Source organism: Novosphingobium aquimarinum, assembly GCF_009746585.1.
GTDB lineage: Bacteria > Pseudomonadota > Alphaproteobacteria > Sphingomonadales > Sphingomonadaceae > Novosphingobium > Novosphingobium aquimarinum.
The window spans coordinates 12,941-26,136 of record NZ_WRPO01000016.1; the positions used below are offsets into that span (position 1 = coordinate 12,941).

14 protein-coding genes are annotated in these 13,196 nt (G+C 65.5%); 9 read left to right on the forward strand and 5 right to left on the reverse strand.

Annotated elements, in window-relative coordinates:
• Positions 1–9: 9 nt before the first annotated feature.
• From acpS to pyrE, 4 genes are all read right to left on the reverse strand, one after another.
• On the reverse strand, positions 10–429 hold the full coding sequence (gene acpS / locus GQO94_RS14775; protein WP_156842206.1) for a holo-ACP synthase: 420 nt from the start codon (positions 427–429) through the stop codon (positions 10–12).
• A gap of 148 nt (positions 430–577) precedes the next feature.
• On the reverse strand, positions 578–1,321 hold the full coding sequence (locus GQO94_RS14780; RefSeq protein WP_156842207.1) for a pyridoxine 5'-phosphate synthase: 744 nt from the start codon (positions 1,319–1,321) through the stop codon (positions 578–580).
• Positions 1,318–2,418 carry a serine hydrolase domain-containing protein gene (locus GQO94_RS14785; protein ID WP_156842208.1) on the reverse strand — a complete coding sequence of 367 codons (1,101 nt, stop codon included), beginning with the start codon at positions 2,416–2,418 and terminating at the stop codon, positions 1,318–1,320. Before GQO94_RS14785 ends, GQO94_RS14780 begins: the two co-directional genes overlap by 4 nt.
• Positions 2,418–3,002, reverse strand: coding sequence for an orotate phosphoribosyltransferase (gene pyrE / locus GQO94_RS14790; RefSeq protein ID WP_156842209.1), 585 nt, complete (start codon positions 3,000–3,002; stop codon positions 2,418–2,420). The genes GQO94_RS14785 and pyrE overlap by 1 nt, the downstream gene beginning before the upstream one ends.
• A 209-nt stretch (positions 3,003–3,211) precedes the next feature.
• On the opposite strand from pyrE, the gene coxB reads away from it, so the two are divergent.
• From coxB to GQO94_RS14825, 7 genes are all read left to right on the forward strand, one after another.
• Positions 3,212–4,393: a cytochrome c oxidase subunit II gene (coxB, locus tag GQO94_RS14795; protein ID WP_156842210.1), complete on the forward strand. Its 1,182-nt coding sequence runs from the start codon at positions 3,212–3,214 to the stop codon at positions 4,391–4,393.
• A gap of 34 nt (positions 4,394–4,427) precedes the next feature.
• Positions 4,428–6,110, forward strand: a complete 1,683-nt coding sequence (ctaD, locus tag GQO94_RS14800; RefSeq protein ID WP_156842211.1) for a cytochrome c oxidase subunit I — start codon at positions 4,428–4,430, stop codon at positions 6,108–6,110.
• Between the two features lie 143 nt (positions 6,111–6,253).
• Positions 6,254–7,189 (forward strand): heme o synthase, encoded by a 936-nt coding sequence (locus GQO94_RS14805; protein WP_269748771.1) that lies wholly within the window; start codon positions 6,254–6,256, stop codon positions 7,187–7,189.
• A gap of 130 nt (positions 7,190–7,319) precedes the next feature.
• Positions 7,320–7,904 (forward strand): cytochrome c oxidase assembly protein, encoded by a 585-nt coding sequence (locus GQO94_RS14810; protein WP_156842212.1) that lies wholly within the window; start codon positions 7,320–7,322, stop codon positions 7,902–7,904.
• Positions 7,905–7,970: 66 nt separating this feature from the next.
• The gene (locus tag GQO94_RS14815; RefSeq protein WP_156842213.1) at positions 7,971–8,792 is read left to right on the forward strand and encodes a cytochrome c oxidase subunit 3; all 822 of its coding nucleotides are present in this window, start codon (positions 7,971–7,973) and stop codon (positions 8,790–8,792) included.
• 13 nt (positions 8,793–8,805) lie between these two features.
• A complete protein-coding gene (locus GQO94_RS14820; protein WP_232332950.1) occupies positions 8,806–9,192 on the forward strand; it encodes a DUF983 domain-containing protein in 387 nt (128 codons plus the stop codon).
• Complete coding sequence (locus GQO94_RS14825; protein ID WP_232332951.1) at positions 9,189–9,770, forward strand: SURF1 family protein; 582 nt, start codon at positions 9,189–9,191, stop codon at positions 9,768–9,770. Before GQO94_RS14820 ends, GQO94_RS14825 begins: the two co-directional genes overlap by 4 nt.
• 18 nt (positions 9,771–9,788) lie before the next feature.
• Here GQO94_RS14825 and GQO94_RS14830 read toward each other — a convergent pair whose 3' ends face one another.
• Positions 9,789–10,472, reverse strand: a complete 684-nt coding sequence (locus GQO94_RS14830; protein WP_156842215.1) for a hypothetical protein — start codon at positions 10,470–10,472, stop codon at positions 9,789–9,791.
• Between the two features lie 358 nt (positions 10,473–10,830).
• Between GQO94_RS14830 and thrC the strand changes: the two genes are divergently transcribed.
• The gene (gene thrC / locus GQO94_RS14835; RefSeq protein ID WP_156842216.1) at positions 10,831–12,234 is read left to right on the forward strand and encodes a threonine synthase; all 1,404 of its coding nucleotides are present in this window, start codon (positions 10,831–10,833) and stop codon (positions 12,232–12,234) included.
• Positions 12,212–13,114: a class I SAM-dependent methyltransferase gene (locus tag GQO94_RS14840; RefSeq protein WP_408636635.1), complete on the forward strand. Its 903-nt coding sequence runs from the start codon at positions 12,212–12,214 to the stop codon at positions 13,112–13,114. Before thrC ends, GQO94_RS14840 begins: the two co-directional genes overlap by 23 nt.
• Positions 13,115–13,196 lie beyond the last annotated feature (82 nt).

The following is a 13,196-nucleotide window of genomic DNA, read 5'->3' on the forward strand; positions in this document are numbered from 1 at the left end:
CCTTCAAGACTAGCTCCGGGCCGCCCCGGGCAAGGGCCGGGCTTCGATGATGACGAAGGCCTGCGCCCATGGATGGTCGTCGGTGAGCGTGAGATGAATCACTGCCTCGTGCCCCTCGGGCGTGAGCGCCGCGAGCCGCGCCGCGGCGCCGCCTTCGAGCTTGAGCGTCGGCGCGCCCGACGGCGCGTTGACCACGCCGATGTCCTTCATGAACACGCCCGCTTTGAATCCCGTGCCGACAGCTTTGGAGAACGCCTCCTTGGCTGCGAACCGCTTGGCATAGGTGCCCGCGATGGTGAACGGTCGCCGCCGCGCCTTGCCGCGCTCGACCTCTGTAAAGACGCGGTTCTCGAAGCGCTCGCCGAAGCGCTCGAGCGAATTCGCGATCCGCTCGATATTGCACAAGTCAGAGCCGAGGCCGATGATCATGACGTTTTTCCGGTTGAGGCCACGCCGCATCCGCGGCCTGGCTGGCGGCACCGGCCCACGCCCCCACCCGGCCTCCCATGGCAATATACTTTCGTTGGGAGGTCGGGTGGGGGCGTGGGCCGGTGCCGCATTTTCAAATGAACGTCCTTCACCGCGCTTCGTCCATCAGTTGCCGCATCTTCTGCACGCTTGCTTCCAGTCCGTTGAAGATGGCCTCGCCGATAAGGTAGTGGCCGATGTTGAGCTCAGCGAGTTGCGGGATGGCGGCGATCGGCTGGACGTTTTCGTAAGTAAGGCCGTGCCCGGCGTGCGGCTCGATGCCGTTCTTGGCGGCGAGCGCGGCCATGTCGGCGATGCGCTTCAGTTCGCGCGCGAGCGAGTCGGAAGCGTCTGGATCGTCGAAAGCGTGCGCATATTCGCCGGTGTGGAACTCCACCACGGGGGCGCCGAGGCGGATCGCGGCTTCGACCTGGCGCGGTTCGGGCGCGATGAACAGGCTCACCCGGATGCCCGCATCGCCGAGTCGCGAGACGATCGGCGCGAGCTGATTGTGCAGGCCCGCCGCATCCAGCCCGCCCTCGGTGGTGCGCTCCTCGCGCTTTTCCGGGACGATGCAGGCTGCGTGCGGCGCGTGGCGCAGGGCGATTTCGAGCATCTCCTCGGTCGCGGCCATTTCCAGGTTGAGCGGCAGCCCGGTCGCATCCTGCACGCGGCGCAAGTCGTCGTCGCGGATATGGCGGCGATCCTCGCGCAAGTGCACGGTAATGCCGTCGCCGCCCGCGCGGGCGACGATCTCGGCAGCGCGCGCCGGATCGGGATGGTCGCCGCCGCGCGCATTGCGGATCGTGGCGACGTGATCGATGTTGACGCCGAGGCGCAGTCGGTCGGTCATGAGCAAGCCACCTGTGCGATGAGATCGTGGGCGAGGCCCTTGCCTTCCCAGGGCTGGCCGAAGGCAAGCGGACGCTTGCGGCCGAACAGGATCACGGCCTCGCCGCGCTCCGGAAGGAGGTAATTGCGCAATTCGATGCCCTCGATCAGGCCTTGCCGCTCGATCACGCGGACCGGCTTAGCGCATCCCGCGATGCGGGCCGGATAGCTCCACTGGAACAGCGCGCGCCAGCCATCCTCGGCCGCGCTCGACCACATTTCGTCGCGCTGGCTAGGATCGAGCAACTTGCCAGCGATCAAGGCATGATCGAAGCGCCAGAGATCGGCGATCGTGCCATAGGCGCTTCCCGCCGCGCCATAAGCGCCAAGGTCGATGAGGGGATCGTTGTCGCGTCCTTCGCCGATGGGCCGAACATGGGACTCAGGTCGCGATTCGCCGACCTCGTAGAGCCCGAAGTCCGTCATACCGAGCGGGCGGCCGATGCGGTCTGCGAAGAGTTCGGGCACGGTCTTGCCGGTAATTCGGCGCAGCACTTCGCCCAGCACGATGGCATCGCAATTGTTGTAGGCGAACGCGCCGCGCGGCGCTTTACCCGGCGCTGAAGCGCAATAGCCGCTTGCCGACTGTTCCGGCGGTACCACGGCCCCGCGATAGAAGCCCGGCACGCCTTGTCCGTCCGGGGGCGAATCGTCCGGGTTCGCAAGACCGCTTTCGTGGAGCAGCAAGTCGCGGATGCGGATCTGGTCGGCATAGCGCGCCGGCCACTCCGGCCAGTAGCGCGATACCGGAGCATCGAGATCCAGCGTCCCGCGCGCCACTTCCTGCATGGCCATGACCGCGGTCAATTGCTTGGTGATCGAGGCCCAGCGCCATACCGCATCGACCGGCACCGGATCGACGCCGACGGGTACCGTCAGGCTGGATCCATCGCTGCGGCCGATCAGGATCGTGCCGTCGAAGCCCGCGTTGCGGGCAAGCGTGGTCACTTTCGCGATTTCCGGCTCGACCGGCGCGGGCGAAGCGGCAACCGCGATCAGCGCGCCTGCGGCCAGAAGCACACGGGAAACCGCGCTACGCAGGGCGGTGCGTGCGGACATCAGGCGCTGGCCCGGCTACCCGGCTTGATCGCGGGCGTGCCGGCGAGTTCGTCCGGCAGCTCGTCCGGCGCGTAAGTCGGGAAGGTCAGCGCGATCAGCGGCGTGAACGGCACGCCGAGATCGACCTCGCCCGCCGACCGATCGACCAGCGAGGCCGCGCCGATCACCGTGCCGCCCGCCGCTTCGATCGCGGCGATCGCCTCCTTCGAGGACTTGCCGGTGGTGACCACGTCCTCGACCATCAGGACCTTGTCGCCCGGCTCGAGCGCGAAGCCGCGGCGCAGTTCGAACGTGCCTTCGGGCCGTTCGAGAAACATCGCGTCGACATCGAGCGCGCGGCCCATTTCGTGACCGATCATGATTCCGCCCATCGCCGGCGAAACGACCTTGGTGACGTTGCGGCGAACCTCGTGCGGCAGTTTCGCCGCCAGCGCGACCGCGAGGCGCCCCGCGCGCATGGGATTCATCAACACTCGGGCGCACTGCAGGTAATGCGCGCTGTGCCGGCCTGACGAGAGCAGGAAGTGCCCCTCGAGCAGCGCCTTGCTGGCGCGGAACTCGGCGAGGACGTCTTCTTCTTGCATGGTGTTGCGCTTTCGGTCTGTGCGCGTCCGTTCGCGCGTCGATGCATTTTCGGTTTGTGCCCGGGGCAAATTTTCCCCTAGAGGCGCTTGAGACAGGCCGCAAGCGCGCGTATAGGCGCGGCGCAAGGGGCTCAGTCTCCATGTCGGGGGTGCGTTGCCGGGGCTGGATTTCGCCTGGTGCGCCAAGAGAAAATGGAAGCAAGATAACGATGAACGTCATTGGGAATGCCCGTGCGGTCTCACGTTCGGCCAAGGCTGCAGGGCTCGCGCTGGCGCTGCTCGTTACGCCGGGCCTGGCCCAGGCATCCACGGTTCCGGCGGCGCAGGCGCCGTCGGCCTCGGTCGTGGCTCAGACTGGTGCGGAACAGATGAAGGCGCCCGACAAGGGTGCCGAAGCCGCTGCCGCCGCCGGCAACCCGATCGTCCCCGACGTTCCTACGGGCGATGCCGCTGCCACAGGCGGTGCCTACACCCCGATGAAGCCGACGGCGGGCGTCGGCATGCCGGTAGCAGGCGCGATCGGCTTGCAGGATCAGTATTCCGAACTCGGCGAATACGGTCACTGGATTCACAACGCGGTCCTGATGCCGCTCATCACCATCATCAGCCTGTTCGTGCTGTTGCTGCTGATCGTCATCGTTGTCCGCTTCAATCGCCGCAGCAATCCGGTCGCATCCAAGACCAGCCACAACACCGTGCTGGAAGTGGTCTGGACGCTGGTCCCGGTGCTGATCCTGATCGGTATCGCGGTGCCCTCGATCGACTTGCTCGCCAAGCAGTTCAAGCCGGCGCCCAAGGAAGCGCTCACCATCAAGGTGACGGGCAACCAGTGGTACTGGACCTACGGTTACCCGGACAACGGCGAATTCGAAGTCGTTTCGAACATGCTCAACATTCCCGGTTCGCCCGTGATCAACAACGGCATCCGCGAAGTCGGGTCCGAGCCCTGGGACGGTCCTTCGCACCTCGAAGTCGACAACCGCATGGTCGTACCCGTGGGTGAACCGATCCGCTTGCAGATCACCGCGGCCGACGTGATTCACTCGTTCGCGGTGCCGTCGCTGTGGTTCAAGCTCGATGCGGTGCCCGGACGGATCAACGAGAAGACTCTCTTCGTCGAGAAGCCGGGGGTCTATTACGGACAGTGCTCTGAGCTGTGCGGCGCGAAGCACGGTTACATGCCGATCGCGGTCGAGGCGCTGCCGCGCGCGCAATACAACGCCTGGGTCCTCACGCATGCCGGTGGCGTTCTTGATACCCAGAAGAAGGCGGCCGACGGCACCGATTACCTGCCGGGTGAGCAACCGACCGCAGCCGAAGGCGCCGCTCCTGGCGCCGACGCAACCGGGGCCGCGCCCGAGGCGGACATGACCGCCGCCCCCGCCGCCTAAGCAAAGACATTCCAAGGTAAGGTTCATATAGATCATGGCCACCACTGCAGACCAGTTCCAGGCCCACGCCGAGGATCATCATCACGGCGCGGACCACAAGCCGCCGTTCTTCGCGCGCTGGTTCATGTCGACGAACCACAAGGACATCGGCACGATGTACCTTATCTTCGCGATCATCGCGGGGATCGTCGGTGGTGCCTTTTCGGGCATGATGCGGGTCGAACTCGCCGAGCCCGGCATTCAGTATCTCGATACTTTCGCGCGCTGGTTCGGGGCGACCAACCCCGATTTCAACTCGACGCTGCACACCTGGAACGTGCTGATCACCGCCCACGGGCTGATCATGGTCTTCTTCATGGTCATGCCGGCGATCATCGGTGGTTTCGGCAACTGGTTCGTTCCGCTGATGATCGGCGCGCCGGACATGGCGTTCCCGCGCATGAACAACATTTCGTTCTGGCTCACGGTCGCCGGCTTCTGTTCGCTGCTGTGTTCGGCCTTCGTGCCTGGCGGCATGGGCAACGGAGCGGGAACGGGCTGGACGGTCTACGCCCCGCTTTCCACTTATGGTTCGACCGGTCCCGCCGTCGACTTCGGCATCTTTGCGCTGCACCTTGCCGGTGCTGGCTCGATCATGGGTGCGATCAACTTCATCACGACCATCTTCAACATGCGTGCCCCCGGCATGACCATGCACAAGATGCCGCTGTTCGTATGGTCGGTGCTGGTCACCGCCTTCCTGCTGCTGCTCGCGCTGCCGGTGCTGGCCGCGGCGATCACCATGCTGTTGACCGACCGTAACTTCGGCACGACCTTCTTCGATCCGGCGGGCGGCGGCGATCCGGTGCTTTACCAGCACTTGTTCTGGTTCTTCGGGCACCCGGAAGTCTACATCATGATCCTGCCGGCCTTCGGCATCATCTCGCAGATCGTCTCGACCTTCTCGAAGAAGCCGGTGTTCGGCTATCTCGGCATGGCCTACGCCATGGTCGCGATCGGCGTGGTCGGCTTCATCGTGTGGGCTCACCACATGTACACCACCGGTCTTTCGGTGAACACGAAGATGTACTTCACCGCCGCCACCATGGTCATCGCGGTGCCGACGGGCGTGAAGATCTTCTCGTGGATCGCCACCATGTGGGGCGGTTCGGTCGAGTTCAAATCGCCGATGGTCTGGGCGCTGGGCTTCATCTTCCTGTTCACCGTCGGCGGCGTCACCGGCGTCGTGCTGGCGAACGGCGGCATCGACGACGTCCTTCACGATACGTACTATGTGGTCGCGCACTTCCACTACGTGCTCTCGCTGGGCGCGGTGACCGGATTGTTCGCGGGCTTCTACTACTGGTTCCCGAAGATGAGCGGCCGGATGCACTCCGAACTGCTCGCGCACATCCACTTCTGGGTGTTCTTCGTGGGCGTGAACCTGATCTTCTTCCCGATGCACTTCCTCGGCCTGCAGGGCATGCCGCGTCGTTATCCGGATTACGCGGAGGCCTACACCCAGTGGAACCAGGTCGCGACCGATGGCTACATGATCATGGCCGCCTCGCTCGTCATCTGGTTCGCCAACATCATCTACGCTTTCACTGCCGGCAAGAAGGCTGAAGGCAACTACTGGGGCGAAGGTGCGACGACGCTCGAGTGGACGCTGACGAGCCCGCCGCCGTTCCACCAGTACGAGACGCTGCCGGTGATCGAAGCCACGCATCACCACTGAGTGCACGACCTGCCCCGCCTCCGGGCCGGTCGGGTTCGACACCGCACGCAATTGCTGACGGGGGGCGGGCGCCAAGCTCTGCCCCTCGCATGCATGAATAATCAATGGTATCCGATGTTATGACTCAAACCCTGTCTCCCGCGATGAGCCCGTCACTCGCAGCCTCCGTGTTCGAAGAACCCGCAGTCGGCCGGTCGACGATGCCCGCCGGTTGGCAGGATTTCCTCGCGCTCACCAAGCCGCGAGTCATGACCCTTGTGGTCTTCACCGCGATCTGCGGACTGATCGCGGCGCCCGAGCGGATCCACCCGGTGCTCGCCTTTACCGCGATCCTGTGCATCACGATCGGCGCCGGCGGAGCCGCCGCGCTCAACCAGTGGTGGGAAGCCGATCTCGACGCGGGCATGAAGCGCACCGCGGGCCGACCCGTGCCGCAAGGCAGGATCGGCCGCACTGACGCACGCGATTTCGGCATGGCGCTGTCGAGCGCTTCGGTCTTCATCATGGGGTTCGCGATCGGCTGGTTCGCGGCTGCGATCCTGGCCGTCTCGATCTTCTATTACGCCGTCGTCTATACCATGTGGCTCAAGCCGCGCACGCCGCAGAACATCGTCATCGGCGGTGGTGCAGGCGCGTTTCCGCCGCTGATCGGCTGGGTCGCGGCGACCGGCAATATCACGCTGATGCCGGTGGTGCTGTTTGCCATCATCTTCTTTTGGACGCCGCCGCACTTCTGGGCCCTCGCGCTGTTTGTGAAGAGCGACTACGCCAAAGTCGGGATCCCGATGATGCCGGTGGTCGCGGGCGAGACGGCGACGCGGCGCCAGATTCTCGGCTATGCCGTACTGCTTCTGCCGCTCAGCATGGCGCCCTGGTGGATCGGCGGCACGGGCGCGGTCTACGGCATCGCTGCCGCGCTGCTGTCGCTGGCGTTTCTGGCGCTGTCCGCGCGGGTCGGCTTGCGCGAACGCACCGGGCCGGACGACACGATGAAGCCCGAAAAGCAGCTGTTCGCTTATTCGATCATCTACCTGTTCGCCCTGTTCGCTGCGCTTGTCGTTGACCGCATGGTCGCTTGAGGACTGATTGATGACCACGCCGCAGGATCCCAAACGTATCCGCCGCCAGCGCAATCTCGTGCTGGGCCTGGTTCTCGCCGGGTTCGTGGTGCTGGTCTACTTCATCTCGATCGCGAAGATGACCTGAGCCATGGCCGAGCGTAAGCCCCGCAGCAACGTCCGCACCGCCGCGATCCCTGCGGTGGTTGCGCTGGGCATGCTGGGAATGGGATTTGCCGCGGTGCCGCTCTATCGCATGTTCTGTCAGGTCACCGGTTTCCAGGGGACCACGCAGCGCGTCGACGAGGCGCAAGCCGCGACCGTGAAGGTCCACGACAACACCATCTCGATTCGCTTCGATGCCAACGTCGAACGCGGCATGCCGTGGGAATTCAAGCCGCTGCAAGTGACCGATACGGTCTCGATCGGTGCGCGCGACATGGCGATCTTCTGGGCCAAGAACGATTCGGACCACGACATCACCGGCACCGCCAGTTTCAACGTCGAGCCCGCCTACGTCGGCAAGTACTTCAACAAGATCCAGTGCTTCTGCTTCACCTCGCAGACGCTGAAAGCCGGGCAGGAAATCCGCATGCCGGTCCTCTACTACGTGGACCCCGCGATCCTCGACGACGATCTGGCGAAAGACGTCCAACAGATCACTCTGAGCTACACATTCCATCCCGATGCGGCCAGCGGAGCAAAGGCACTGGACCGTACCGGATCCGGTGTTTAAGGGCAGCACGGGCAATCTTCGCGGTCCTTGAAACCGCGCATTGTTGAAAGACGGGGACCAAGGCAGATGGCCGGAACCAAGAACCACGACTACCACATTCTGCCGCCGGACATCGTTCCGCTGGCGACGACGATCGGGGCGTTCACCTTCACCACCGGCATGGTGCTGTACATGCACAATCTGCCGGGCGGTGCCTTCGTGCCCTGGCTGGGCATGGCGCTGCTGCTGGCGAGCATGTTCGCATGGTTCGCCAAGATCGTCGGCGAAGCGCATGCGGGCGATCACACGCCGGTGGTGCAGCTGCACCAGCGCTACGGCATGATCCTGTTCATCGCTTCGGAAGTGATGTTCTTTGTCGGCTGGTTCTGGGCCTTCTTCGACTTCTCGCTGTTCCCGAGCCCGCTCGCGGAAAGCGTTGGCGGCCAGTGGCCGCCGGTGTCGACCGAGGAAGTGATCGACGCGTTCGACTTGCCGCTGCTCAACACGCTGATCCTGCTGTGCTCTGGCACGACCGTGACCTGGGCGCACCACTCGCTGATCCATGGCGATCGCGACGGCCTCAAGAAGGGTCTGTGGGCAACGATCCTGCTCGGCCTGCTGTTCACCTCGATCCAGGCGTACGAGTATTCGGTCGCGCCGTTTCCGTTTGGCGTGAACACCTTCGGTTCCGCCTTCTACATGGCGACCGGCTTCCACGGCTTCCACGTGATCGTCGGCACGATCATGCTGATCGTGTGCCTCGTGCGGACGTACCGCGGCGACTTCACTCCGCGCCAGCACTTCGGCTTCGAAGCCGCGGCCTGGTACTGGCACTTCGTCGACGTCGTGTGGCTGTTCCTCTTCGTGGCGGTCTATGTGTGGGGTGGCTGGGGCTACCCGACGCACTGATGCGGCCCCGAGGGTGACCTCAACCGACCAAAATTCGAAAGGGCAGCCGGGGTTCGCTCGGGCTGCCCTTTTCGGTCTGTGTCCGCGCTGCGGGGCCCGCACGCTGTTCGACGGTGTCGCCAGCTTCGCGCCGCGTTGCCGGGCCTGCGGTCTGGACTTCGCTCAGTTCAACGTGGGCGATGGCCCGGCGGCGTTTCTCACCCTGATTATCGGCGCCCTGATCGCGGTCCTGGCGATCTGGCTGCAGCTGGCGGTCGAGCCCCCGTTCTGGGTCCATGTCGTACTTTGGATTCCGCTGACGACCGCGCTCGTGATCGCCGGATTGCGGGCTGGCAAGGCTGCGCTGCTGATTGCCGAATATCAGCGAGAGGCTGGCGAGGGGCGGCTGAAGGACAAGTGACACGGCGCATTCCCGTTTTGGCGACGCTGCTGGTCCTGGCCGCGGTCGCGACAATGATTGCCTTGGGCTTCTGGCAACTCGAGCGGCGGGAGCAAAAACGCGCGCTGCTCGAATCGTTTGAGGCCGCGCAAGCCAGCAATGCGCAAGTCCCGTGGCCTCGAGAGGGCGAGAGCGAAGCCGCGCTTTATCATCGCTCGCGCGTGACCTGCGCGCGCGTCGTCAGCCACAGCGGCATCGCCGGTCGCAATGCCGCGGACGAAGCCGGGGTCGCGCAAGTCGCGGACTGCGTCTTCGCCGATGGCGCGGTCGGGCGAGTGGTGCTGGGCTGGTCGCGCGAGCCGCTCGCGGCGGCGGGCGCGCGCTGGCAGGGCGGCGAAGTGCAGGGAGTGATCGCACCCGGCCCGCGCCTCGTCGCGGACCCGCCTGTGGCCGGGCTCGAGGCCAACGCCATTCCCGATCCTTCGCAGATTCCCAACAATCACTTGTCCTACGCGGTCCAGTGGTTTCTGTTCGCCGGTGTCGCGCTGGTCATTTACGTTCTGGCCTTGCGCAAGCGGATGCGGGAGAAGGCCGGCTGACCTGTCCGGCGCTCCCGCTCAGAAAGTCCGCGACATGTTGATGCCGACAACGCCCGTCTGAAAGATCGTCGTGACCCAGGCCACAGCGCGCGCCGTCGCGGGGCTGGAATCCGAGAGCATGTCGATCGCGAAATAGTGGGCGAGCCCCGCCGCCGCCTTGGTCCCGTAAATCATCCCGGTGCTCGGGTGCTTGCCGAACAGAGGGTTCACCTCCTTGCACCGATCCCGTCGCAGGCATCGCTGCGTCGTGATCGCATCGAGCGCGTTGGCCATCTGGAATGCAATCTCGAGCGCCACCAGATCGCGTGTCCAGCCCGTCTTCTCAAGGGTATGGCGATCCGGGGCCGTCTGGGGTTCCTGGTAGATGGCGGGGCCGGGACGCGCCTTTTCGTCGCCAGGCTCGGCGACGGTCCGCGCGGCCGCTATTGCGGCAGCTTCGTGTCCGTGCTCATCGACCGCGCTGATTTGCCCCGTGCCGGGACCCGGTTCGTCGCCGGCCTTTGCTTCGAGGGTAGTGGCATGCGAATTGCGAAAGCTTGCTTCTGAGGAGGCGTGCTTCGCAGGACCAGGCTTCAGCTCGAACACGATCGCTTGCATCGCGATGTCGCTCGAGAGCACGGGCGCCAACTCACGCGCCTGCAGATCGGCGGACAGGGCGAAGACTGCGCTTGCGGCGATGGCCAAGACCACACGATGAATCATGTTCGTGCACCCCCCGAGATCGAACTCGGCAAGAATGCTGAGGGGGGCGGCTGCCGGTAATCGTGCAAGTTACATAGGGGTGGTGCGCGAAGCTGCGTCCGAACGCGGCCTCGCTCGTTTCAAGACTCCGGAATCGCTGTGATTTCTTGCCGGCAGCGCCGCGGGCGCTCGCCCATCGCGCGATACCTCCAAAACGAATGTTTAACCTGCCCGGTGACCGGCAAAACACAGGGCGTATCCCGGTCACTACGGGGAGAATCCAGCTCCGTTACGGTCCGATTGCTCCGGTCGTCTTCCGTGCGTCGCTGCAAGCTAGCGATTGCGTGGCGCGGGCGGGATCGCTAACCGCACCCGCACGATGGACTATCTCAGCACCAGGGGTGGCGCGAAAGCGCTCGATTTCGAAGGCGCGACGCTGGCGGGGCTCGCCAGCGACGGCGGGCTGTACGTGCCGAGCGAATGGCCTCGCTTCGCCGAAAGCGAGATCGCGGCCATGGCGGGCCTGCCTTATGCGGAAATCGCGGCGCGGGTCATGCAGCCGTTCGTGGGCGACAGCCTCTCGCCCGAACGCCTGCGCGAGCTGACCACGCAAGCTTACGGGCGCTTTGCCCATGCGGCGGTGACCCCGCTCAAGCAGCTCGACGAAACCCAGTGGCTGCTCGAGCTGTTCCACGGGCCGACGCTCGCGTTCAAGGACGTCGCGCTGCAGCTGCTTGGCCTCCTGTTCGAGGAATTTCTCGAACGGCGCGGACAGAACCTCACCGTCGTCGGCGCGACTTCGGGCGATACCGGGTCGGCGGCGATCGATGCGGTGGCGGGGCTCGACAAGGTCAACATCTTCATGCTGCATCCGCGCGGTCGCGTTTCCGACGTGCAGCGCCGGCAGATGACCACGGTGCTCGCGCCCAACGTGCACAACATCGCCATCGAAGGCAGCTTCGACGATGCGCAGGCGATGGTGAAGCGGATGTTCAACGACCGCGCGATGGCCGATCGCTTCGCCATCGGCGCGGTCAACTCGATCAACTGGGCGCGGCTGATGGCGCAAGTGGTCTACTACTTCGCCGCCGCGGTGCAGCTCGGCGCGCCGCATCGCCAGGTCGCCTTCTCGGTACCGACGGGCAATTTCGGCGATGTCTTTGCCGGCTACGTCGCGGCGCAAATGGGGCTGCCGGTGGCCAAGCTGGTGGTGGCGACCAACGTCAACGATATCCTGCACCGCGCGCTGTCGAGCGGCGACTATTCGCAAGGCATCGTCACGCCCACCGCCGCGCCTTCGATGGACATCCAGGTCTCCTCGAACTTCGAGCGACTGCTGTTCGACCTCGGCGGGCGCGACGGTGCGGCGATGGCGGCGCAGATGGGCGGGTTCGAGGGCACCAAGGCGATGCAGCTCAGCAATTCGCAGCGGGAAGGCGCGGCCCGGCTTTTCGCCAGTTCGCGCGCCGATGCCGATGATATGGCGCAAGCGATCCGCTGGGGCTGGGAGCACTGCGGCGAACTGCTCGATCCGCACACCGCTTGCGCCATTCACGCGGCCAAGACGATCGACTGCGGCGCGGGCGTCCCGATCGTCACGCTCGCGACGGCGCATCCAGCCAAGTTCCGCGATGCGGTAGAGCGCGCGACCGGCCAGCGTCCCGGCTTGCCGACTCGCGTCGGCGATCTGTTCGAGCGGGAAGAGCGCTGCACCGAGCTTCCGGGCGATTACGCCGCGATCGCGGACTACATCGCGAGCCATGCGGTGCCGCGCTCTGGCTGAACTGGCGCCCAATCCTGTCGTCCTGGCGGGCGAGGCCTGGGACGATTACGGCCTGCTCGATTCGGGGCATGGTCGCAAGCTCGAGCGCTATGGGGCCTACCGCTTCATTCGGCCCGAACCGCAAGCGATGTGGGCGCCGCGTTTGCCGGATTGGGACGCGCACGGCGAATTCGTGCCCGGCTCGGACGAGGATGGCGGCGGCAGGTGGCAGTTCGACAAGCCCGTCCCGCGCGAAGGCTGGCCACTGGCCTGGAACGAAGTCTCGTTCACCGCGCAGTGCACCCCGTTCCGGCACCTCGGCTTTTTTCCCGACATGGCCCCGGTGTGGACCTGGATGCGCTCGATGCTCGGTGGCATCGAGGATGCTACGACGCTCAACTTGTTCGGCTACACCGGCGTCGGCACCCTGGCGCTTTCTGGCAGCGGACCGGTGGCCCACGTCGATGCCTCCAAGAAGTCGGTGGCGCAGGCGCGCGAGAACGCGGCGCTATCCGGCTTGAGCGAGCGACCGGTGCGCTGGCTGGTCGACGATGCCGCCAAGTTCGCCGCGCGCGAAGTGCGCCGTGAGCGCCGCTACGACGGCATCATCCTCGATCCGCCCAAGTTCGGGCGCGGGCCGGGCGGCGAAACCTGGCGCCTGGAAGACAATCTTCCCGCGCTCGTCGCCGATTGCCGTCGCCTGCTCGATGCCGAGAGCCGCTTCCTGTTCCTCACGGTCTACGCGGTGCGCATGTCCTCGCTGGCGATCGGCGGACTGCTGGCCGAGCATTTCGCCGACCTTCCCGGCACGGTCGAGCACGGCGAACTGGCCGTTCGCGAGGAAGGCGAGGGCGCGCGCCTGCTGCCCACCGCGATCTTCGCCCGCTGGCGGGCCGACTGAGGCGACATTGGCCCTGATGAAGGGGCGGGCGGAGCGGGCTCGTCGGCAAGGCGATGGGGCGTTTGGGCGACGCCGCCCCGCC